Source organism: Paenibacillus sp. J2TS4 (assembly GCF_018403245.1).
In the GTDB taxonomy this organism is placed as follows: Bacteria; Bacillota; Bacilli; order Paenibacillales; family NBRC-103111; genus Paenibacillus_L.
The window spans coordinates 159,117-182,189 of the sequence record NZ_BOSH01000014.1 but is presented as its reverse complement, the minus strand read 5'-3'; the positions used below and the strand labels follow the sequence as shown (position 1 = coordinate 182,189).

The 23,073-nt window shown below is 48.4% G+C and carries 18 protein-coding genes; 10 read left to right on the top strand and 8 right to left on the bottom strand.

What is annotated here, in order from left to right:
- Window positions 1-9: 9 nt before the first annotated feature.
- The gene (locus KJS69_RS24035) at window positions 10-720 is read right to left on the bottom strand and encodes an ABC transporter permease (protein ID WP_213586338.1); all 711 of its coding nucleotides are present in this window, start codon (window positions 718-720) and stop codon (window positions 10-12) included.
- Window positions 713-1,798, bottom strand: coding sequence for an ABC transporter ATP-binding protein (locus KJS69_RS24030; RefSeq protein ID WP_213586337.1), 1,086 nt, complete (start codon window positions 1,796-1,798; stop codon window positions 713-715). Before KJS69_RS24030 ends, KJS69_RS24035 begins: the two co-directional genes overlap by 8 nt.
- Before the next feature lie 351 nt (window positions 1,799-2,149).
- Here KJS69_RS24030 and KJS69_RS24025 point away from each other — a divergent pair, with 351 nt between their 5' ends.
- Both KJS69_RS24025 and KJS69_RS24020 read left to right on the top strand, forming a co-directional pair.
- On the top strand, window positions 2,150-2,377 hold the full coding sequence (locus KJS69_RS24025) for a hypothetical protein (RefSeq protein WP_213586336.1): 228 nt from the start codon (window positions 2,150-2,152) through the stop codon (window positions 2,375-2,377).
- A 223-nt stretch (window positions 2,378-2,600) separates the two neighbouring features.
- A complete protein-coding gene (locus KJS69_RS24020; RefSeq protein ID WP_213586335.1) occupies window positions 2,601-2,990 on the top strand; it encodes a hypothetical protein in 390 nt (129 codons plus the stop codon).
- A 202-nt stretch (window positions 2,991-3,192) separates the two neighbouring features.
- Here KJS69_RS24020 and KJS69_RS24015 read toward each other — a convergent pair whose 3' ends face one another.
- The gene (locus KJS69_RS24015; protein WP_213586334.1) at window positions 3,193-3,903 is read right to left on the bottom strand and encodes a hypothetical protein; all 711 of its coding nucleotides are present in this window, start codon (window positions 3,901-3,903) and stop codon (window positions 3,193-3,195) included.
- A gap of 200 nt (window positions 3,904-4,103) precedes the next feature.
- Between KJS69_RS24015 and KJS69_RS24010 the strand changes: the two genes are divergently transcribed.
- The 6 genes from KJS69_RS24010 (at window position 4,104) to KJS69_RS23985 (ending at window position 12,848) form a co-directional block, all read left to right on the top strand.
- The gene (locus KJS69_RS24010; RefSeq protein WP_213586333.1) at window positions 4,104-7,298 is read left to right on the top strand and encodes an FG-GAP repeat domain-containing protein; all 3,195 of its coding nucleotides are present in this window, start codon (window positions 4,104-4,106) and stop codon (window positions 7,296-7,298) included.
- A gap of 542 nt (window positions 7,299-7,840) precedes the next feature.
- Window positions 7,841-8,092 carry an acyl carrier protein gene (locus KJS69_RS24005; protein ID WP_213586332.1) on the top strand — a complete coding sequence of 84 codons (252 nt, stop codon included), beginning with the start codon at window positions 7,841-7,843 and terminating at the stop codon, window positions 8,090-8,092.
- Between the two features lie 5 nt (window positions 8,093-8,097).
- Window positions 8,098-9,297 (top strand): aminoacyl--tRNA ligase-related protein, encoded by a 1,200-nt coding sequence (locus KJS69_RS24000; RefSeq protein ID WP_213586331.1) that lies wholly within the window; start codon window positions 8,098-8,100, stop codon window positions 9,295-9,297.
- Between the two features lie 14 nt (window positions 9,298-9,311).
- Window positions 9,312-10,244 carry an SGNH/GDSL hydrolase family protein gene (locus tag KJS69_RS23995; RefSeq protein ID WP_213586330.1) on the top strand — a complete coding sequence of 311 codons (933 nt, stop codon included), beginning with the start codon at window positions 9,312-9,314 and terminating at the stop codon, window positions 10,242-10,244.
- A 98-nt stretch (window positions 10,245-10,342) separates the two neighbouring features.
- Entirely contained in the window at window positions 10,343-11,497 is a 1,155-nt protein-coding gene (locus tag KJS69_RS23990; protein WP_213586329.1) for an MBOAT family O-acyltransferase, read from the top strand.
- Window positions 11,498-11,879: 382 nt separating this feature from the next.
- A complete protein-coding gene (locus tag KJS69_RS23985; RefSeq protein WP_213586328.1) occupies window positions 11,880-12,848 on the top strand; it encodes a sugar phosphate isomerase/epimerase family protein in 969 nt (322 codons plus the stop codon).
- A gap of 133 nt (window positions 12,849-12,981) precedes the next feature.
- Here the strand turns inward: KJS69_RS23985 and KJS69_RS23980 are convergent, their stop codons facing one another.
- The 3 genes from KJS69_RS23980 to uvrB all read right to left on the bottom strand — a co-directional run bounded on the left by KJS69_RS23980 (window position 12,982) and on the right by uvrB (window position 18,312).
- Window positions 12,982-13,200, bottom strand: a complete 219-nt coding sequence (locus KJS69_RS23980; RefSeq protein WP_213586327.1) for a hypothetical protein — start codon at window positions 13,198-13,200, stop codon at window positions 12,982-12,984.
- 214 nt (window positions 13,201-13,414) lie between these two features.
- Complete coding sequence (uvrA, locus tag KJS69_RS23975) at window positions 13,415-16,297, bottom strand: excinuclease ABC subunit UvrA (protein ID WP_213586326.1); 2,883 nt, start codon at window positions 16,295-16,297, stop codon at window positions 13,415-13,417.
- Between the two features lie 17 nt (window positions 16,298-16,314).
- Window positions 16,315-18,312, bottom strand: coding sequence for an excinuclease ABC subunit UvrB (uvrB, locus tag KJS69_RS23970; protein ID WP_213586325.1), 1,998 nt, complete (start codon window positions 18,310-18,312; stop codon window positions 16,315-16,317).
- Window positions 18,313-18,531: 219 nt separating this feature from the next.
- Here uvrB and KJS69_RS23965 point away from each other — a divergent pair, with 219 nt between their 5' ends.
- Window positions 18,532-19,323, top strand: a complete 792-nt coding sequence (locus KJS69_RS23965; RefSeq protein WP_213586324.1) for a flagellar motor protein — start codon at window positions 18,532-18,534, stop codon at window positions 19,321-19,323.
- A complete protein-coding gene (locus KJS69_RS23960) occupies window positions 19,307-20,056 on the top strand; it encodes a flagellar motor protein MotB (RefSeq protein WP_213586323.1) in 750 nt (249 codons plus the stop codon). The genes KJS69_RS23965 and KJS69_RS23960 overlap by 17 nt, the downstream gene beginning before the upstream one ends.
- A 162-nt stretch (window positions 20,057-20,218) precedes the next feature.
- Here the strand turns inward: KJS69_RS23960 and KJS69_RS23955 are convergent, their stop codons facing one another.
- On the bottom strand, window positions 20,219-21,499 hold the full coding sequence (locus KJS69_RS23955) for a PDZ domain-containing protein (protein WP_213586322.1): 1,281 nt from the start codon (window positions 21,497-21,499) through the stop codon (window positions 20,219-20,221).
- 117 nt (window positions 21,500-21,616) lie between these two features.
- Entirely contained in the window at window positions 21,617-23,053 is a 1,437-nt protein-coding gene (locus KJS69_RS23950) for a S41 family peptidase (protein WP_213586321.1), read from the bottom strand.
- Window positions 23,054-23,073: the final 20 nt, after the last annotated feature.

The window sequence follows — 23,073 nt, the reverse complement described above, 5'->3', positions numbered from 1 at the left end:
ATCTCCCCCCTATCTCCAACGTTTTCTTTCGAGCGCTTGCACGCTCAATATTATAAACACAGCAATTAATGTTACATAAAACAACACGTCGGCCCCATCCAGAACACCTTTGTTAAAATTGGACAGCCGCCCCACAATCGAAAAAGCCTGGAACCATTCTCTGGATGAGTAAAACAAGCTTTCGCCAAGCCAATCGATCATCCACAGGCCGAGCAGCATCGCAAATCCGATAATTCCGGCCACCATTTGTTGAGCGGATAATGTAGACGCAAACAAGCCTACCGCCATCATGGCCGCTCCCAGTAAAAACAAACTTAAATAAGACAACCACAGCACCGGCTGATCCAAATCTCCGTAGAATGACATAATTAAAGGATAAACCAGTGTTCCGACAACAAGAACCAACTGGACAACTAGAGCCGCGGCATACTTGCCCATAATAATTTCCCATACCGAAGCCGGAGAGGTAAGCAGAAGCTCATCCGTGCCTTGTCTCCATTCATCGGAAACTAACCGCATCGTCAGAAGTGGGATAGTAAATAAATAAATAACGAGAATGCTTCCAAGCAATGGACGAATGTCTACAACCGGAAAGCTGAGAAAATCCAGACTGAACATAAGACCACTGGCAAGAAAATAAAATGCGAAGGCTACATAGGCGGTCGGCGAATAAAAATACATTTGCAGCTCTTTGACACAAATCGCTTTTATTTTACCCATGACGAGTTACCTCCCCGTCTTCCTCTGCCTTTACCGGTTCGTCCTGCTTGCCAGACGATTCCACAGGAGAATCATCCGAGCCTTCCGAATCATCTGATTCGCCTGAGCCATCTGAGTTAGCTATTCCCTCTGTCTCCTCTGTCGTTAATTTCACGAAGATGTCTTCCAAGCTCATCCGTTCTCTTTCCATGCCAATAATAGGGTAGCCGAGCTCCGCCATCCGGAAGAATAGAGCTTCCCGTATATCTTGACGATCTCTGGATACAACGAGCAGTCGCGTCGAGTTCTCCTCGCTTTCTTCAGCGGCCGCTTCAATAACCTGGACGGATTCAACGGTATCCAATTGCTCCAACTGTTCTTTAACCGTCTCCAACGGTCCCCTTACCTCCAGCTTCACTTCAAAAGCCTGCCCCATCGATTGGGCGATTTGCTCCGGTTTGTTATCCAGCACTATTCTTCCCTTGTTAATAATAAGCACCCGTGTACAAATCGCGTGGACCTCCGGCAAAATGTGAGTGCTCAGAAGCACGGTATGGTTCTCCCCAAGCTCTCGAATCAACTGTCTGATCTCGATGATTTGATTGGGGTCCAGTCCGGAAGTCGGCTCGTCCAAAATAAGCAAATCAGGCTTATGTAAAATCGCTTGAGCCAGCCCCACACGTTGTTTATATCCTTTGGACAGACTGCGGATAATTTGCTTCTCTCGCCCCTGCAGCCCCAGCTTCTCTATCACCTCGCCGATTCGGCTCTTCTGCTCCCGACGGGGAATTTCCCGTAAATCGGCAACAAATTTCAGATAGGACGCTATCGTCATTTCCGGATATAAGGGCGGGGTTTCCGGCAAATAACCGATTTGGCGCCGGGCCTTCTTCGGATGTTCAGCCATGGACAGACCGTCCACCAGAATACTTCCTGAGGTCGGATTGAGGTAACCGGTAATCATCCTCATCGTTGTTGTTTTGCCTGCTCCGTTAGGCCCTAGAAAACCAACGATTTCCCCCCGATTCATCGCAAAATCGATTTCACTGACTCCTCTTTGTTGAGAAAACCACTTGCTCACCTGCTTTACCTCAAGCACTAATAACCCTCCTCCTTCGACTCAAAAATTTACTCAAGGTTAAACGGCTATCGCCGTCCTTTGGACATGCGCGTTTACCGATGAAATATAAGAACAGGTATAAGGTGATAACTTATACTTTCTTATATTTGAGCAAACTCCCCCTATTTGTATAGAACCCCTGTCAGCAAAAGCTACACTTAATATAAAAGGAGAAGAATAATCGAGCCTTAAATTTTCCTAAATGTAACCTTAAAAAAATGTGTCCAAATTGTGACATTATCAACGAACGAATTATTTTTTCAATCTTTTTTTATGACCGGAAGGAACTGATGTACCCGTTGGCGAACTAATGAAGTAGAGGTGACCGAAATGTACAGTTTTAAATCGCTGAATACCGACATGGAATTGTTTGCAGCGGCTCTGCTTCAGCGCAAAGTTTCCGTATGGACCAAAACTGCGGACGATATATATGCCTTATTAGATGACGGTGGCATCATTGAGAAAATAACTCCGGATTGCGTCGTCATTCGCTTTTCCGATGCTAGAGACAGTAAAGAATATTACTTGCGGGAAGAATGTGATTTTCGGATAGAGTGATCGGATTGGCGGGAGCCATGAACGGTTATTATCTACGAGAAGCGCATATCATAGATGGTTATTTGCGGAAGCCGCATGTCATGCCGGCTGTTTGCCGGAGGCGCGTGTCGCGGACGATGGTTTGCTAGAAGAGCGTATCGTCGAGTGAAATCTATGGAACACCGATTTAAAGCTCTATAGAAACGGTAACCTTTATTACTAGAAAAATGGAGTCGATCCAACAATGCTTACTCACAGTAAATGGCTGATTCGCGCTGCGGTTGTCTTTTCAATTGTTGGCGCCATCCTGGGCTCGGACATGGCCGGCCGCAAAGATTATTCCTTAATCCCCGTCCACTCGCATATTCTTGTTGTCGGTTGGCTTTCCTTGTATGCCTACGGAATTTTTTATTATGTTTTTCCACAGCCTCAGAAGCTTAAGCTTGCCAAAGTTCAGGCAGTCCTGGCCATAATAGGGGCCTTGCTTCTACCGGTAGGAATGCTGCTGTACAATCAGTCCAACAACCCTCTCACTACTATTCTATTTATTGGTGGAGGCTCGATACTGCTTGTTGGCATGTTCTTGTTCGCTTTCCTCGTCTTTTTTGATAAAAATTTATTTTCCAAAAAATAGAGCGCTTTGGCACTTTTTCATGACTATGTTGCTTACATGCGCTTCAGCGCTTCTTTTGCAACAAATAAAAAAACACGCCTTCCCAACAGGGATCAAGCGTGTTTTTATCTTATAATATCCTGAACTGGAGGGCTCGCGATCAGCAAACTCCTTCTTGCACAAGCAATTCAGATAAGCCTGCTAGAGCTTGGGGTCAATTGCATTATCCAGCGATCTTCATTTCCCTTGTCTGTCCGTCCGGAAACACCCTGTATTCCACGACCGCTTGCTCCCTGTCCATATAATACACCGCATAGCTGTTAATCCGAGTCCCTTGATCATTCCAATTAATATATAATTGCGCTTGGATGGTGCCGTCAACCAGCCCTTTAATATCGACTTCGTCGGCATTCGTTGTAAACTCCTCCGGACTAAGAGGCTTCCCCCCTCGATAGTCATACCGCCAGACAGGTGTATCATCCAGACCGTTGCTAAATTCGGCATACAGAGGACCAAACTGTTCCTTAACCTCTTCCTGCGTCAAGCCAAGCTGAACCTTATCGACAAGATCGGAAGGATCGTAGGACCTGCCCGTCTCTGCTTTACTTGGTTCTGCCGCTGTAGAGCCCGCAATTCCCGGCCCGCCCGCTCTATCGGCAGCAGGAAGACGATCATAATAGCGGTCATCCATACTTGTCATTGTTTGAGGGGCCTCCTCAGTAGTAGTATCCGTAATTCCTATAGCCTTTACAGCCTCTGTAGACCCATTAGTCTCTGGGGTCTCCTGGATTTCCCTATTTTTGCCAACCATTGCAGAGCCCGGCAACGACTGTTCCCGATTAGAGTAATCGATCCAACCGGTCGCTCTGGCCACACCGAACGAGGATATAATAATAACTGACATAATAGCAGCGGAAATAATCATTTTCTTCATGGCGGGCCTCCCCTTCCATACCCTCTTTATCTTTTCTTATCTATATAGACCCTTTTAAAAAGCTTTTTGTTACACGAATTACAAAATTGTTACAATGTTATTCGAATCGGGCTCATTCGTGCTTATTTGACCTTGATTAACATCGACAGCGAAAAATGCTATAATGGCATATGACATTTTTAGATGCGGAGGAAACTCCCTTGAAGCTTACGAAACGAATGATCTTCATTGTCGGCAGTGTTCTGATTGTTCTCATTGCCGCTCTTTTTTTTATCCCGAAAGTGGAACAAGTGAATATGCTTTATGCTACAGACGGCGATAACATGGATCTGTCCGCCTGGGGCAATTTTGAGCAGGCTCTAGCCGCCAACATTCATCTGGAACGCCGCAATCTTGCCGATTTAAGTCTGAACCGGCTGACTAAATTCGACGCCGTTTATTTGGATATTCATCTGCAAAATTCAGATTCACTGCAAGCGAAGAAAGAAGAGCTAATCGAATATGTCCGCCAGGGAGGACATCTTTATTTGGAGAATGGGTTTGCCTCGGAGTTTCCACCGGAATTCCTGGGTGCGGAACAATTGGTCGAGCTGCCCGCCAACTCCCAGCCGCAATTCGAGTATCCGGAGGTGGATCCCCATCTTAGCGGAATGCAGACGGTCTTTCGCTCATTCGCCGATAACTTCCTGAATCATGCAGGGATGGACAGGCTTCCCGGTTTTGACTGGGGCCAGGGTATGATCCCCACCACGGCCAAGCCGATCGTGTCCTTAAATCAAGTTCCGATTATGACGATCCATGAAGTGGAGCAAGGTTCCGTCCTATTAACCAGCACGTTCCTGCCTAACCGGTACTTCATTACGGGCTTTGATCTGCAAAGCGGCATGGATCCGGCTGCTGGATTCCAACAGCTGGCGGCACCTTATAACGAATTACCGCCGGAGAAGGGCACCGCTTATTTCAATCGTTACCGGCTTGCGGTGGAGCCTTATTTTCAATTTTCGTTCGCTGCGGCGAACTATCAGCTTCGCGGAGAATTTCTATCTTATCTAAGTAAAGAAAAATACGGCTACTCGATTACAAAGGTGCTGGGGCCTTATGGCCGCCCCGCCATGGCTTTCCAGAATCATTATGAGGCTTTGCCTGCATTCCGGGATTTAGAAGCCATCCAGTGGACGGAGATGCTGAAGGAATATCAGATGATTCCTTCCTTTTCTATCGTGCGCGGCTCTTATGATTGGGGACAATGGTGGGAATCGATTAATATTCATCTCAATACGGGCTCTCAGGAGAAGCCGGAGTTCGTCGGCGAATACGTCAATTCCTTCTACGGGAGCGGCGCGAAGCTGGTCAGCGAAGGCCAGCCGTTGAAGCTCGCCCAGTATCCGAAGTACGTCCAGCTTTCGGAACCGATCGAGCTTCCCTACCGCGCCTACCCGGCCTTCGCCGACGTGAGCGGCAGCGGCCGCGCGGACCTGCTGGTCGGCAGCGCTGACGGGTTCATCTATCTGCTTCGCAACGAAGGGATGAACCCGGATGCCTACGCCAACCAGCCGCTGCCGCCCGGGCTTGAGCCGCCCGCCGCCTTCGGCGCGCCGGAGCCGCTGCTCACGCCCGAAGGCGAGCCGCTGCGCGTGTCCGGCTATGCCGCAATCGCCGCCGCGGACGTCACCGGCAGCGGGCGGGCCGACCTGCTCATCGGCGATGAGCACGGTGCGGTGTTCGTTTCCTTGAATCAAGGAAACGGCACCTTCGCACCGCCCACGCCGCTGATTGCAGGCGGCGAGCCGCTGGCCGTAGCGTCCTTCGCGGCGCCGGCGTGGGGCGACGTCGATGGAGACGGCGTCCCCGACCTGGTTGTCGGGGACGGGAACGGCGACGTCCGCCGGTACCGCGGCATCGCCGGCGAGCCGCTGCGGTTCGAGGCCGGCGAGCGGCTCGTGAGCGCGGCAGGCCAATTCGCGGCGCCGGCGCTCCGCGACATGAGCGGCGACGGGCGGCTGGACCTGCTCGTCGGCAGCAACGAGGGCGACATCCAGCTGTACGTGCAGGAGGAGACGGGCTGGAGCGCCAAGGGGCCGCTAGTCGGCGACAAGCTAAATCCGGCCGGCAATCATGCCCTGGTCGGCGGGCACAATTCCGTACCGCTATGGTATGATATTAACGGCGACGGCAAAGATGATCTGCTTGTCGGTCAAGTCGAATTCGGCATCCCGGTCACGATCGATGATCCCGATTTCCCATACGCCGATGAGTTGCAGCAGTTTTTACAATATGCTCGAGATCACCATTTAGAACTATATCCGCACGTGTTCGTGCATAACTTCGTCAGTGACGAGCAGGAGAAGCTGGAACTGGAGCTTCATCGTAAAGCTTTTGATAAGCTGGGGATTCCGTGGAAGGACCCGGGAACGAATCAGCATACATGGAGAATCAGTCATCCCGAACGTCTGCAAACGCTGCGCAATGAGAATGCCCAGAGCATATGGTTCAACTTTGGCTTCAGACCTTCTTATACGTTAAGCGATCCCCGTTCTTATCTTGACTATATGTGGGGAACGCCGTTTATGTTGATGGATGAGGAACTGCAGAATCCGATGGTGCTGTTTGCTCCTTCACCGATCTATGACAACAGCACAACGTCATCGACGCTGGACATTTACGATTCCATTATTCGATTGGACATGCCGATCAATTACATGGAGCACATTGAATATTTTAAAGGGAAAAAAGCGAGCTTTGAGAAGTTCGTTCGCTACTTCGACCAGGTTCGGACCGAGCATGATTATAACTTCGTTACCGAGCCGCAGATGGCCCGTTCTTTTCTGACGACCTTATCCGCTAAGGTAGAAGTCCGGCAATCCTGGGGAATGTACTGGGTAGACCGGATTAAAGATAAGCTCGGCCGGGGAATTCACCGGACGCTGACCCTATCAGCGGACACGAAGGAGATCCCGACTCAGGCCGGTGCTTACCGGGAAACGCTGGGCGTACGGATAGAACCTGGACAGCCATTAGCCGGTCATCCGTTGACCGTCGATTCTGATCTTTTTGTTAAACAAGAGGATGTCCTATACACCGGATTGGCCAAGCCAACGCAATTAACAGTAAGCTGGGCCACCGAACCGATTCACCTGATCCGCTCCAATGTCCCTGTCCGCATAGTGAAGGGAGATAAGCAGTGGAAAATTGAGCTGCTAGAGGCGGGAATGCAACAAATCAAGCTGTTCAGTCCGTTCCCGGTTCAGATTGAAGGGTCCGATAGAACGAATGAAGACGGTCAAGCGGACGGGCCCGGTGGCAACGATCTGGAGATCGAGGAAGATAAAGAAGCTCAGACTTATACCGTTACCCATTATGGGGACACCGCCGAAATCATTGTACGTTGGGAATAGGCAGTGAATGGGCCACATCTTCAAACGATTTAGAGGAGAAGGCTAGCTTAGAAGAAACGGCTAGTCCCCGTCTCCTCCCAGCCCATCCACCGTACAGCCGGTCCGGTCCGTCGAATGTGACTTTCAGAAACAATTACTAATAAACATAGGGGCTAAGGAAACGGACGGATTCTTGTCTTGACACATCTACTGCAAAAATACATTACATGTGGTTGAGATTCGATCATTTAAGACTTTTGACTGCAAAAGTACATTAGAATCACCGATTTCTGCTCCCTTAGCCCTTTAATTAGAAATTTGACTGCACTTTTGCAGGATTTTGCACCGAAAAGGCTTATTTATTCGAATTTGACTGCACTTTCGCAGGCATTCGCTCGAAGCAGGCTCATTCATTCGAGTTCGACTGCACTTTCGCAGGCAAGTAGACTCAAGCGCTCGAGTTCGCTTGCTTAAGACCGCCGAATACCAGAGCTTTAGTCGTTCGGTCAGCAGCCGAGCAGGTTCGATTCATAAGAAGCAATCATCAATCAGGAGGGACTATTATGGAAGAAATCGTCCGCCACTTGGAAGAGCACATTCGCGAACGGTACGAAATTGATCCGGACGACGACGAATTTACGGTCGACGTTCATTTGTTCGATTACGGATTTATTGATTCGATGGGGGCCACCGCCCTGATCGCTCATATCGAGAAGAAATACGACATTGAAGTGACGAATCAGGATTTGATGCTGTATCCTTTGAACACCATTAACGAAATTGCTGAATTTATTCACAATAAACAAGCGGGGTGAGCAAGATGGAATGCGTCGTATCGTTGGAGCGATTGGATCCTGGCCAATATGGACAATTAAAATACGCCTCCGCTTTTGTGGATGAGCATATTGAAGAGATTCGTATCGACAAAGATCGCCAGGAGCTGCTGCTGGTGCACCACTCGCCACTGGGCAACAAAGTGATTAGCGAGCGGCTGGAACGGTTAATCGACCGTTTCTCCAAGGGTGATTTTGGTTTTAAGGAGAACCGCTTGTTCGAGCATCGCGGACCGCTTCCTTACAGCGGGGATATTATCGCTGAGCTCGTTCAGTCCAAAACGATCAAAATTTTGGAGCCGGGATTGTTTATTTTCCGCGAGCCCTTTTCCAGCCTGATGAGGTTTATGGACTATGCTTTCGTTACCAAAATCGCCAAGCCCTTCGGAGTTACCGAAGAATCTTATCCAGCGGTCATTCATTGTGAAACGTTAAACAAAACGAACCATTTTACCTCCTTCCCGGAGCACATTCATTTTCTGACCCATTTGCGGGAGGATCTGGATGTGATCGAAGGCTTCTCTCAATCGGTCCGCGAGGCAGGCGGTTGGAAGCAGGAGGCTCCGTTGGGATTAGATGCCAACATGCCAAAGCCCAAGTTCGCCATGAATCCTTCTACTTGCTATCACTGCTATGAAGGACTTAAGGATGAAGTTCTCGAAGGGGACGGACTGGCGGTCACCGCCATTTCTAAATGCCACCGGTTTGAATCCAAGAACCATACCGATTTCGGAAGACTGCTGGACTTCAGCATGAGAGAGATCATCTTTGTAGGCAAGCCCGATTTCGTCAAAGAGAACCGGTTGAAATCGGTCGAGGCCATTCAGGAGTTAGCCAAGGAATGGGAAGTGGACAGCTATCTGGAGGTAGCGAACGACCCATTTTTCACGAACGATTTTCAAGTCAAAGCCTCCTTCCAACGCAATCAGGAGATGAAATATGAGCTTCGTCTGACGATTCCTTATTTGAATAAGTCGATCGCCTGCAGCTCGGTTAACTTTCACAGCAATACGTTTGGCAATGCCTTCAATATTAAAATCGGCAAGCGAAATGCGGTGACGGGATGTGTCGGGTTTGGAATAGAGCGCTGGGTCTTTGCTTTCTTGTCCCAATTTGGCCCGGATGAGGCGGGATGGCCGGTGCGTTTTCGCGAGCAATATGAAGCCTGGAAAGAAAAATCAATATAGTGAGTTGAACTTACGTGAGAGTCCTTTCCTTTATTAGAAAAAACGGATTCGTGCTTGGACTGCTGGCTGCATTCCTGCTTACGGATCTTCTAGTTGCCCGCTGGGATCCGCTAACGAATTCCATGCGCTTTCGTAAAAATGACTTTACCAAAACTTTGTCACACCATAATTGGGAAACGTCCGGCCGTGTCTTTTTCGGCAATTCTGCGGTTACGGGAGCGTATATTGAGGATCAAGCCGAGTATCCACTAGTTGAAATGGGCCTATCCTACGGAAAACTAACCGATTTGCAGCAAATTTTGGATCGGTCTTTATACGACTTCAAGGACGAGCTCGTCCTGGGCATCGACGTGCATACGATGCTGGATCTTATGGAGACCGATCCTACTTATCCATGGAATTCGAAGCGGTATCAGCCCTATTTATATGAATACCGGGATTATTTCAAAGAAACCGGAACAGGCATGTTAAAGCAAATCCTCACCTCGCTTCGCCAGAGCAAGCCGGAGGAAATGTTCGAGTACTGGGCCTGGAATGACAAGATGCTCTATTTCGGCGAAAAGCCTGCGGAAGGTCCGGGAAGCAAGCAAGAAGACTGGTTGAAATATGAACAAAGATACAATTATATGAGAATGCCTGATTTTCAGAAAAACCTGAATGCTCTGGAATGGGTGATCGATTATACCCAAGCCCATCAGTTAGAGCTAAAGGTCGTCTGGATGCCGTACAATCCCAACTATCCTCTGCCCGGCTACATGCCGGAATTAAAGGCTGAAGTGGATCGGATCTTGTCCGAGCACCACATTCCTGTGCTGGACCTGCTGGACCGCTTTGAACCACAGTATTTCCACGATTTGGTCCATATTAATCGTGAGCTGGGAGCTCCTCTTTTTACTAAGGAGGTGGACAAATGGCTTCTTTCCTTCGAAAAACGGTCGAACTCCTAATCTATTTAGCCATGCTTGTCCTGGTGATCATTCATTTTACCGGGAAGGGCGTCTTCATCTATGAAGGGTTCTAGCTCAGTTAGAAGGAGCCGTAGGTTATGTTTTATTTTAATATATACTCAATTATAGGGTTGGCCGGCATGATCGCCGTCCTTCTATTAACCCGGCATTGGAAGGATAACAAGCGAGTCCTGCTCCTTCTATTTAATTTTGGCTTTTTGCTTGTGTTCAACTACAAGCTTTTTTTGTTCTATGCCGCTTATACAGCGATAAACTATGCCGGCTATCGGTTCCTTTGCCGGGTTACCTATGCTCGGCTGGCGTGGTTCATTGGATTTATCCTTGTGAATATTGGCATAGTCTCGCTGACCCGTTTTCTGGAATACGGTTGGTTTAATCATCCTGCGGCCGATCTTGTTGTCGCCATCGGACTTATTTATAATGTGTTAAAAGTGATCGACGCTTACTATTTCGCCTATTTCTTTCGTAAAGATGGACAAGCGGCGGCACTCGATTATGCGAATTTTATTTTATTTATTCCTACATTTACATCCGGCCCGATCTTGAGGTTCCGTGATTTTATTGCAGATTCCAAGAAGCCCTATTCGGTCGATTCGGCTCAAATCGAAGCCAATGTTAAACGGATTATTCTCGGCTTGTTCAAAGCGGTCGTCCTTTCTTTCTACATGAGAACCGCCTTTGATTATATTGCAGGTCAGGAATTGATGGTCTATCACTCGATTTTCCTGCTTTTCTGGTTCTATCTATTAATCTACGTTGATTTCTCCGGGTATTCGGACATTGCTATCGGCTTCGGACGACTGCTTGGCTATCAGATTCCGGAAAACTTCAAAAAGCCTTTCCTTTCTCCGTCGATGACACAATTTTGGCGGAATTGGCATGCTTCTCTAGGAGATTGGTTCCGGGAGCACATCTTCATGTTCTTCTCGCGCAAAGCGATCTCCAAAACGACGGGGGCCTCTTTATCGCTATTAATCATGGTGCTAATCGGTTTGTGGCACGGATACACCTGGCCTTATTTGCTCTACGGACTATATCATGGGTGCTTGATTGCCCTGGAGAACCTGTTCGGCTTTTCGCTCGTCAATAAGAAAAAAGTGTCCAAGCCTTATTACTATTTCCGGATTATCTGGACCCAGACGCTGGTCGCCTTTTCCGTTATCGTTTATTCTGGAAATATCGAAATCGCAATGAAAATTTACCGCGGCCTGCTTTCCTTTCCTTCTTTTTAAAGATAGGCAGTGGTATAATGATCTTGATTTTATAGGAAATTCTAATGGACCGATATCTATATACTCGGCACTAAAGATTTCAAAGCTCATGAAGTGGAGAAAGAAAGATGCTTCCAGGGCGAGTTTTGGCTTTGTATTCCTACTATCCGAAGGCCTATTCAATAAATAAGGAATACAAAACAAGATGTTTGAAGCTTCGGAGGCACTTTCCTTCGGAACGGAATGATAGCTTTCTTTAGTGCCACATATATAGGGTCGTGTGATATCACGAGAAGGGGTTTAGCATCATCGTTCGGTTCTTTTATAATGAAACCAGACAAATCAGTCAGCACGAGAAGCTTGGTCGAACCTTTCTTTTATACTACTCTTAGGAGGTGCCCGTATGAAATTGGGGGTATTTACCGTACTGTTTTCTCAAAAACCATTGGAGGAGGCATTGGATTATATTGCAGCCAAAGGGTTGGACGCTGTTGAGATCGGAACTGGCGGCTACCCTGGTAATAGCCACTGTGATCCCGATACTCTGCTCCATGATGCTGCCAAGCTTAAACAATTCAAGCAGGCCGTCGAGTCTCGCGGGTTAATTATCAGTGCACTAAGCTGTCATTCTAATCCACTCCATCCCCAGAAGGCGATTGCGAAGGAAGCCCAGGATTTGATTACGAAGACGATCCAATTGGCAGAGAAGCTGGAGGTTCCTGTAGTCAACACCTTCTCCGGCTGCCCGGGAGACCATGAGGATGCCAAGTATCCGAACTGGCCGGTCGCTCCATGGCCGAATGATTATCAGGAAATTTTGAAGTGGCAGTGGGAAAATAAAATCATCCCTTATTGGACGGAGACAGGCAAATTTGCCTCAGATCATCATGTCAAAATCGGTTTGGAGCTGCACGGCGGTTTCTCCGTACATACTCCGGCTACGATGCTTCGCCTCCGGGAAGCGGCGGGAGAAGCAATTGGAGCCAATCTGGATCCCAGCCATATGTGGTGGCAAGGAATCGATCCGGTACAAGCCGTTCTTATTCTTGGGAAGGCCGGAGCGATTCATCACTTCCATGCTAAAGATACGTCATTGGATGCAAACAACGTTAACATGCATGGCTTGACCGATATGCAATCCTATACTCATATGCTGGATCGGGCCTGGCAGTTCCGTACCGTCGGTTATGGCCATGATATGAAGGTATGGGCGGACATCATCAGCGCTCTTCGATTGGTTAACTACGATTACGTCGTCAGCATTGAGCATGAAGACGGTCTGATGTCGATAGACGAAGGCTTTACAAAAGCAGTGCAAAACCTGCAGCAAGTGCTGATCAAGGAGCCGCTGGCAGATATGTGGTGGGTGTAAGTCCCTCCCGGCCATGCCGCATCGCCACCTCCTCGGCTTCCTCAACATAATTAGATAACAAAAAGCCCTTTAATCCGATCTTCATCGATCAAAGGGCTTTTTCATGTTCTGACCACTGGCTGGGCAGCGGGCATTAACCCATCCAACCTTTAATCATCACGAAATCCATAAACAAAAATACGGCCAAGCTAACGAAACCGAAGCCGATAGCAAATAAATTTTTACGCGGTGCTGTGACCAGTCTAACGAAACCGATCGCGATAATAACCGTTATAATTAATACAAAAATATCGAAAAAGCTAAATGTGCTGGTGGATTGTGCAGCCGCTTCCGCCCCTTCTGCCAAAAACATCGAGAGTCCTCCTTATCATAGCTTATCTTATCTTATGTTATCTTCTGCAGGGCAATGTTGCAAGTCATTTATTTGATCTGTAACAACATTGTCACCATTATTATAGACGAACCCCGACATTCTATAACATAAATCCAATATTTCATCCTATTAAAGTTAATAGCGGAGAAGTATAGCGGGCCGCCTCTCCTATCCGGCAGCCCACTCTCCTTCTTTAGACGACCGCATCTTCTTTCTGCAGAAGGGTAGAGGAAGTTTCTTCCGAGCGTTTCCTATCCCTCTCTAATACAGGCTTTAAATACTTTCCGGTGTAGGACTTTGACGAGGCCACAATATGTTCGGGAGTTCCTTGTGCGATAATTGTCCCTCCACGATGACCCCCCTCTGGCCCCAGATCAACGATATAATCCGCCGTCTTGATGACATCCAGATTATGCTCGATCACGATAACCGATTCTCCATTCTCAACGAGACGATGGAGTACGTTAAGCAGCCGGTCGATATCGTGAATATGCAGTCCCGTAGTCGGCTCATCCAAAATATAAATCGACTTGCCCGTATTCCGGCGGTACAATTCTGCTGCCAGCTTAACTCGCTGCGCCTCTCCGCCGGATAGCGTAGTCGCAGGCTGTCCCAGATCCATATAACCTAGGCCTACGTCCTGCAATGTTTTTATTTTCCGGTGAATGCGGGGAATGTTCTTGAAAAACTCACATGCATCTTCTATCGTCATTTGCAAGATATCGGCAATGTTTTTGCCTTTATATTTAATCTCGAGCGTTTCGCGATTGTATCTCTTGCCTTTGCATACTTCGCAAGGAACATAGACATCGGGCAGGAAATGCATCTCTATCTTGATGATTCCATCTCCTCGGCAAGCCTCACAGCGTCCTCCCTTGACGTTAAAGCTGAACCGCCCCTTCTTGTAACCGCGAACTTTGGCTTCCGTTGTTGCGGCGAACACATCGCGAATATCATCAAATACTCCCGTATATGTCGCCGGATTCGAACGAGGGGTCCGTCCAATCGGAGATTGGTCGATATCAATGACCTTCTCGACATGCTCCAGTCCTTTAATTTCTTTATAATGTCCAGGGCGTACCTTGGCTCCATTCAAGTCTCTCGCCAAAGTTTTATACAGAATTTCGTTGATCAGCGTACTCTTGCCTGACCCGGACACGCCGGTCACACAGACAAACGTCCCCAGCGGCAGCTTCAGATTAACGCTGCGCAGATTGTTCTCCTTGGCCCCCTTGACTTCCAACCATTTGCCATTAGGCTTCCTGCGTTCCAATGGCACCGGGATAAACTTGCGGCCGCTTAAATATTGGCCGGTTAACGAAGCTTGGTTCTCCATTATTTCTTGGGGAGTACCCTGAGCTACAACCTGGCCCCCGTGTATGCCCGCACCCGGTCCAATGTCGATTATATAATCCGCTGCGAGCATCGTATCCTCATCATGCTCTACAACGATCAAAGTATTCCCTAAGTTGCGCATATGCTCCAGTGTCTGAATCAGACGGTCATTATCCCGCTGATGCAAACCGATGCTCGGCTCGTCTAATATATACAGAACCCCCATCAAGCTGGAGCCGATCTGGGTAGCCAATCTGATACGCTGCGCTTCTCCGCCGGAGAGCGTACCCGCCGACCGGCTGAGTGTCAAATAATCGAGTCCGACATTGACAAGAAAGCCCAGTCGGGAATTGATTTCCCGCAAAATAAGATTGGAGATCGTCTTTTCTTTCTCATTAAGCTTCAGATTGCCAAAGAAATGCTGCGCCTCTCCTACCGACAGTTGGGTCGCATAAGCGATATTCTTATCATTGATCGTTACCGCTAAGGTTTCCGGCTTGAGCCGGTCGCCTTTACACTTACCGCATGGCTTGGCGCTCATATAAGCTTCAATATGTTCCCGAATTCCATCGGAAGCCGTATCCCGGTATCTTCTTTCCAAATTGTGGATAATCCCTTCAAAAGGAACCATGGCCTCCTTGGTGCTCCCGAATTCATTCTCATAGCGAAACCGAATCCGTTCCCCTTTGGTTCCATAAAGAATAGTCTTCATCTGCTCATCGGTTATTTCCGAAACCGGAACGTCAGTTGGAATCTTGTAGTGCTCGCAAACCGCAGCTAAAAACTGAGGATAATAATTAGAGGTGCTTCCAGCCCATGCTTCAAAAGCCCCCTCGTCTATTGATTTGCTGGAGTCTGGAACGAGCAATTCGGGATCGACGATCATTTTGCTGCCCAAGCCGTCACATTCCGGACAGGCCCCGAAAGGACTGTTAAAGGAGAACATGCGAGGGGCCAGCTCTTCCATACTAAAGCCGCATTCCGGACAGGCCAGATTCTGGCTGAACAGCAGCTCCTCCTGCTCCATTACATCTACCAGCACTCTGCCTTCCGCCAGCTTTAGCGCGATCTCCAGAGAATCGGCGAGACGAGTTTCGACCCCTTCCTTAACGACGATTCGGTCGACGACCACTTCGATGGAGTGTTTCTTATTTTTCTCCAGCTCGATTTTCTCGGATAGATCGATAATCTCTCCGTTCACCCGCACACGAACGAAACCCTGCTTCTGAATATCCGAGAGCAGCTTCACGTGCTCTCCTTTCCGGCCGGAAACAAGCGGAGCCAATATTTGCAGCCGGGTCCGTTCCGGATATTCCATAATCCGGTCGACCATTTGTTCCACGGTTTGCGCCGTTATCTCTACCCCGTGTACTGGACAGTGAGGCCGCCCGATTCGGGCGAACAGCAGACGCAGGTAATCGTATATCTCCGTTACCGTCCCTACCGTGGAACGAGGATTCCGGCTGGTCGTCTTCTGATCAATGGATATCGCCGGAGAAAGACCGTCAATTGAATCGACATCCGGTTTATCCATCTGTCCAAGGAACTGCCTGGCATAGGCAGACAAGGACTCTACATATCTTCTCTGGCCTTCCGCATAAATCGTATCAAATGCAAGAGAGGATTTGCCCGAGCCGCTTAAACCGGTCAGGACGACAAATTGATCCCTCGGAATCGTTACATCGATATTTTTTAAATTATGGGCGCGTGCCCCTTTAATGACGATCTGATCACTGGCCACGTTACCCCTCCCTCCTCTCATGATTGGGCTTTTAGCTCCATAATAGCGTCCCGCAGCTCTGCCGCTCTCTCGAACTGCAGACTCTTGGCCGCATCTTTCATCTCCGCTTCCATACGCTCGATAAGAGCGGCCCGATCCTTTTTCGACATTTTGTTCATCTGGATGTCGGTCAAATAGTCGGCCTTCTGTTCAGCCACTTTGGTTGCTTCAATGACTTCACGTACTTTCTTCTGGATGGTCTGAGGGGTTATTCCATACTTTTCGTTATGTGCGATTTGAATAGATCGACGACGCTCGGTTTCCTGAATCGCTTTATTCATCGAATCCGTGTATTTATCAGCGTACATAATAACCTTGCCCTCAGAATTCCTCGCTGCACGCCCGATCGTCTGAATCAGGGAACGTTCCGCCCGCAAAAATCCTTCTTTATCCGCATCGAGAATGGCTACCAATGAAACCTCCGGCAAGTCCAGCCCTTCCCTGAGCAGATTGATTCCGACCAGTACGTGAAATGTACCGATCCGCAAGTCTCTTAATATCTGCATCCTCTCCAACGTTTTGATATCGGAGTGAAGATACCGGACACGAATGCCTATTTCCTTCAAATAATCGGTCAGATCCTCGGCCATTTTCTTCGTCAAGGTAGTGACCAGCACCCGTTCGTCCTTCTTGACTCTGTCCTGGATATCCTCGATCAAATCATCAATCTGACCCTGCGTTGGCCTGACCTCGATGACCGGATCGAGCAGACCGGTCGGCCGAATGATCTGTTCGATCATGTCGGGGCAATGCTCCAGCTCATACGGACCTGGAGTCGCCGATACGTACAAGGCCTGCTTCACTTTGCCCTCGAACTCCTCGAAGCGGAGCGGCCGATTGTCCAATGCAGACGGAAGACGGAAGCCGTGCTCCACCAGAACTTCCTTCCTCGCTCTGTCTCCGTTGTACATCCCCCGAATTTGCGGCAGCGAAACGTGTGACTCATCCACCACTACGAGCATATCATCGGGAAAATAATCAAACAGCGTGTACGGAGTGGCTCCCCGTTCACGGAAGGTAAGCGGACCGGAATAGTTCTCAATCCCCGAGCAGAAGCCCATTTCGAGCATCATCTCGATATCGTAGCGGGTCCGCTGCTCCAGCCTCTGGGCCTCCAGCAGCTTGCCCTGCTCCCGGAATTCGGCCAGCCGCTCTTCCAATTCTCTCTCGATATTGACTATGGCCCGCTTCATCGTATCCTCATGCGTGACGAAGTGGGAAGCAGGGAATATCGCGATATGATCCCGCTCTCCCAATATCTCTCCAGTCAACACATCAATCTCGGTTATCCGCTCAATCTCATCGCCGAACAACTCCACCCGAACGGCATGCTCGCTTCGAGAAGCGGGAAAAATTTCGACGACGTCCCCGCGGACTCTGAACGTACCCCGAACAAAGTTGATGTCGTTCCGCTGATACTGAATATCGACCAGTCGATGAAGCATCTGGTTCCTCGGCAACTCCATACCGACTCTTAAAGAAAGCAAAAGATCCCGGTACTCCTTCGGAGAACCGAGTCCATAGATACAAGATACGCTCGCTACAATGATGACGTCGCGACGCTCGAACAGCGAACTCGTAGCTGAGTGGCGAAGCTTGTCTATCTCATCGTTAATACTCGAATCCTTCTCAATAAACGTGTCGGAGGACGGAATATAGGCCTCCGGTTGGTAGTAATCGTAGTAGCTTACAAAATATTCAACAGCGTTATTGGGAAAGAATTCCTTGAACTCGCTGCATAATTGCGCGGCTAGTGTTTTATTATGGGCAATGACAAGGGTAGGCCGATTTAACCGGGCAATCACCTGTGCCGCCGTAAAAGTTTTCCCGGTTCCCGTCGCTCCAAGCAGCGTCTGGTGCCTCTGTCCGCTTTGAATGCTGTTAACGATTTTCTCAATAGCCTGGGGCTGATCGCCCTGAGGCTCAAATTCCGAAACCAGCTCAAACTTCTTATTATTTAATACGAGATCGCTCATTAGAATCCTCCGTTAAATTCGGAATGCGATTTCCTCTAAACTTTTATTCCCATACGGTCGATAAAAAGGATAGCAAACGGCACAGCCGTTTATCATTTTCTGTTGAAATATAGGAATGTTTGTTCCTACTATTATACCTTGTTTGCATCTGGGTTGCAAATCAAGATTGGTTCCTTATCCTCCCAACTACTATAAGCTGAACTAGGAGTGGTATCTAACGTGGATTTAACAACAATTATTGGATTAATTGCGGGCTTGCTGGCACTCATCATGGGCTATATTTGGGATGGAGGGCACTTAAGTGCTCTATTCGTTCCCAGCGCACTGCTCATCGTCGTCGGCGGTACTATAGGCGCAACTGTAGTCAGTTTTCCGTGGAAACAGCTCAAGGAATTTCCTAAAGCACTGGTTATGGCTTTCAAAGAACAGAAGCAGGAACCCGAGGTCATTATCGACGACATCGTAGAAATGGCTACTATCGCCCGCCGGGAAGGTGTGCTCGCGCTGGAGCAGAGGGCTGTTGAGTACAGGGACCCGTTTCTTAAAGATGGGCTAATGATGGTGATCGACGGAACCGATCCTGAGCTTACCCGGCAAATTTTGGAGCTCGAGATGGATGCGATTGAGGCCCGTCACGAAGGATATGCCAAAATTTTTGAAACTGCAGGGGGATATGCCCCGACGATGGGGATTGTCGGTACAGTCATGGGGTTAATTCACGTTCTCGGCAGTCTCAGTGACCCGGATTCACTGGGCCCGGCGATTGCCGTCGCGTTCGCGGCCACTCTGTATGGAGTTGCCACCGCTAACGTTATCTACCTACCTATGGGAAGTAAAATCAAAGCCCGCAGCAAGGAACAAATCTCCACTATGGAGCTGATGCTGGAAGGCATCCTGGCCTTACAGGCAGGTGAAAACCCTCAGTTAATCCGTAAAAAGCTGACCTCCTTCCTTCATCAAAAGAATAACTCAAAAGCGGAAGTAGGTGGAGAATTTGGCGAGGAGAGGTAAGAAACCGGAAGTTCCTGAGAACCATGAGCGTTGGCTAATTACTTACGCGGACCTGATTACGCTCCTGCTTATATTTTTTGTTATTATGTATGCCATGAGCAAGGTGGATACAGCTAAATATAACGAATTGGCCCAAACGCTGCAACTGCAATTCAGCAGCAAGGGTGATTCTGTCCTGCCCCAGGGAGCTGGCGTAATAGGCGGTATGGATGTAGGCAAAGGGATGGATGGGAATTCGAAAGAATTTAACAAGTTTCTTGAGGAAATGGAGAGACAGAAAGAACAAGGACTGCGAGACTTGGTCAAGGTCGTTAATGAATATATAGATGAAAACCAATTGCAGGGAACGGTATCCGTCGGCGACACCCCAAGAGGGGTTGCAATTACATTGAATGATTTGCTTCTGTTTGATTTGGGTAAAGCCGATCTGAAGGATCCGGCCTATCCTATTCTGGAGAAGCTGGCGAGCCTGTTCCCGACACTGAACACAAAGATCAGTATCGAAGGGCATACCGACGATCTTCCGCTGGCCACCGGCGCTTACTATAAAGACAACTGGAGACTGAGTTCCGAAAGATCGTTGTCCGTGTTGAGATACTTTACCAATGAAGCGGAGCTGCCCGAATCCATGTTCATCTCTACCGCCTTTGCCGACACGAAACCTATTGTTCCGAATACATCCAACGAGAACCGGCAAAAAAACCGTCGAGTAGAAATTATAGTCCTTAGATAATCCCCACTGTAAAATATATTAAAAACCTGACGGCTTCCCGTCAGGTTTTTGTTGTGATGTGGAGTAATTAGTATATTATCTCTATATCCGTTTCGATTCACTCAAAGCCCGCGCTAAAAATCAGCCCATATCCTATTCCGAATTAGCAAAGGGTGCAGCAGATTAAGAAGAGGCTGACGATCTGTGAGAGCGCAGTCCATTCTTCTTTTTACGAAAATAGGCAAAGATGGATACCGGCCTCTGTTCAACATAGTACATCGCTTTATCATCGGGACAGAGAATCAGCCCCAACTGGTGATGCTCTCCGGCAAACACGGCCCTGCTGACAAACTTGGAGTGCCCCTCCAGATTAATGATTTCCAGCTTACAGAAGGCCGAGTTCGCTTGCATCGCTTGATGAAACTCTTCCTTCGTAGCTACCTTAATCTGATTAACCTTATGGATAATTTCGCCCGCCTGAATGCCTAGCTCGGCAGCCGGACTTTGAGGCAGCACGGCCAAGATCTTTAATCCTCTGGAATCATGGACATACATCGGATTCGCAGATTCTTCTTTACGATTGGAATAGGCGATCATTCCTTCATGCAATAAGATGACTAATAACGAGGCTGGCAGAATAAACGGAGACCAATAGTAGCTGCCTATTGCCCCGGCAAGAATGATGATTGAGTAACCCATCAATATCGTCGAATCGAATCTAGCTTTCCAAGCCGGCAGACGGGATAGGGTTGAAGAAGTAAAACCGATCAACGCGGGGAAAGCAATGATTCCCCACCCAGCGGCCGATCCACTTTCTATAAACCACGGATTCCAAGGCAGTTGCATTCCCGATTGCGACGGAACCAGCAAAAACAACGGAACAGGCCAGAAACCCTGAAGATGATAGGCCCCCACCAATTTGCCCCGTTTGCTCTCCAGGAAGAGAGGCATAGCCAAGCGGCTTCCCTGCCAGCGCATCAGCAGTCCTTCCACCAGATGAAGCACTCCCGCCAGTGCCAATAAAGAAGGCATATTCACAGACAAAGCGGTGTGGAATACCCAGCCTGCTACCGGCCACTCCTCTGCCACAGGAGCGACTAGCGCAATGAAATGAAGGATACCTAGGACCCCTACCGAGTAGGCGATGCAAAAGTATCGAACGCGAGCAAGCATCAGGAGGAACGCAATCGCCCAAATCAGCAGCATCGCATTAAAGGGTAAGGTAACGCCGAACAGAATCATGAGCACCGAAGCCATCAGTCCCCCGAGCCAACCCCACAGCAACGTCCGCCAAGCTTCACCCAAGAAGGAGTGAAGACGTGAATTAAACAATTTGCGCTCCAGTGAGATCTGCCTTCTATACTGTAGAACAATGAAGGCTATTCCTATGTAATAAAAAGGGTTCAGCAATAGTTGAACCAAAGCTCGAAGCCCCTGTTCTCCCCACTCTATAAAAGGATTCATTCGACAGCTCCTTAAAAAAAGATAAGAAGGCGGTACGGTTGATTCATACCGGCCTTCTTCAAAATTCTACGTCCCTATTCAATTTCCTGCCGATTCCTGAAATTTCCTTCCATCCTTCTATGACTGTGCCAGCTTATCTTGCAAGTATTGAACAGCTGCTTTTAACTGTGCATCATGGATCGGATCGCGTATAGCTTCTATCACTTTACTTTCCAGCAGTCCCATCAATTGCTCGTCGACTTCACCGTTCGCTGCAAGCTGGTTGTCCCTTTGAAAAGCTTTGACTGCTTCAGCGGTCTGCAAGCTGAAATAGCCGTCTATTCGATCAGGAGAATAACCGAGGCCCTGGAGCATGGTTTGCAGCGTTTTGACATCTTCATTCGTCATATCGACGGTTAGTGTGCTCTGTTTACTAAATGGCCTGACCGTAAAAAACTCCGGCTGGTCCACTTTCAAATCCGGCTCAATGCCTACCTCATTAATCCAATTTCCTTCGGGAGTCAGCCATTTTAAAGTGGTCATTTTAATATTGCTGCCGTCTCCCATTTCTTTTTCAAAAGTCATCTGAACCGTCCCTTTACCGTAAGTCGTCTGTCCAACAAGATGACTTCCGGCGGATTCTTTCAATGCTCCGGCCAATATTTCCGAAGCGCTGGCGCTGCCCTGGTTAATAAGCACGGCAACAGGATACGGTTTAGCGGAATTAGGATTCTTGGACAATGTCGGCTGCCGATTCCCCTCGCGATCTTCCATCTGAATGATCGGCTTTCCCTTTTCAATGAAGGGCTGTACGATATCGATGACCCGGTCCAGCAGTCCGCCGGGATCATTCCGCACATCAATAATCAAAGCTTTCATTCCCTGATCTTCCAGCTTGGTCAGCTCTTCCTTGAATCTTTTATTCGTTTCATACGAAAACTGAGTAATTTCAATTTTGCCAATCGAATTCGCCAGCATTTCAGCATAGACGGTTTCCAGCGGAATGTCGTCCCGCACGATAGCGATCTCTACCGGTTCAGAAGCCCCGAGACGCAGGATGCTCAGTTTCGCTTCGGTTCCTTTAGGGCCGCGGATCTTAGCTACGGCTTCGTTCAAGGTCAGCCCATCCAGCGATTCCCCATTCACACTTAGAATAATATCCTTGGCCTGCAGACCGGATTTTTCCGCAGGAGACCCTTTAATCGGCGAAACAATCGTCACCCTTCCATTGTTCAACGAAACCTCTGCCCCAATCCCTTGAAAAGAGGAACTGATATTCTCTTGAAACTGCTTGGCTTCCTCTGTCGTCATATACGTAGAGAACGGATCTTCCAAAGAAGACAACATTCCGTGTATAGCCCCGTCAATAATTTTATCATGATCTACATCTTCTAAATAACGCGTACGTATGAGTTCATAGGCCGTCTTCACTTTGTCCAAATCTTTGCTCGTCACTTCTTCTTTGATGGAGTCGCCGGTTACTAGAGAAGGACTTACAATCGTTAAAGTTAAAATACTGCTGGCGAACATAGCCATCACGATAAAAGCCAAAACCGTACGGCCTTTAAAGACCATTCACCTTGCACCACCTTTGC

Coding starts and splice junctions, on each gene's coding strand:
- KJS69_RS24025 (WP_213586336.1), top strand. CDS start 2,150: ATGTACAGTTTTAAATCGCTGAATACCGACATGGAATTGTTTGCAGCG.
- KJS69_RS24020 (WP_213586335.1), top strand. CDS start 2,601: ATGCTTACTCACAGTAAATGGCTGATTCGCGCTGCGGTTGTCTTTTCA.
- uvrB (WP_213586325.1), bottom strand. CDS start 18,312: ATGAGCGATCTCGTATTAAATAATAAGAAGTTTGAGCTGGTTTCGGAA.
- KJS69_RS24000 (WP_213586331.1), top strand. CDS start 8,098: ATGGAATGCGTCGTATCGTTGGAGCGATTGGATCCTGGCCAATATGGA.
- KJS69_RS23980 (WP_213586327.1), bottom strand. CDS start 13,200: ATGTTTTTGGCAGAAGGGGCGGAAGCGGCTGCACAATCCACCAGCACA.
- KJS69_RS24015 (WP_213586334.1), bottom strand. CDS start 3,903: ATGAAGAAAATGATTATTTCCGCTGCTATTATGTCAGTTATTATTATA.
- KJS69_RS23985 (WP_213586328.1), top strand. CDS start 11,880: ATGAAATTGGGGGTATTTACCGTACTGTTTTCTCAAAAACCATTGGAG.
- KJS69_RS23990 (WP_213586329.1), top strand. CDS start 10,343: ATGTTTTATTTTAATATATACTCAATTATAGGGTTGGCCGGCATGATC.
- KJS69_RS24035 (WP_213586338.1), bottom strand. CDS start 720: ATGGGTAAAATAAAAGCGATTTGTGTCAAAGAGCTGCAAATGTATTTT.
- KJS69_RS23950 (WP_213586321.1), bottom strand. CDS start 23,053: ATGGTCTTTAAAGGCCGTACGGTTTTGGCTTTTATCGTGATGGCTATG.
- KJS69_RS24005 (WP_213586332.1), top strand. CDS start 7,841: ATGGAAGAAATCGTCCGCCACTTGGAAGAGCACATTCGCGAACGGTAC.
- KJS69_RS23955 (WP_213586322.1), bottom strand. CDS start 21,499: ATGAATCCTTTTATAGAGTGGGGAGAACAGGGGCTTCGAGCTTTGGTT.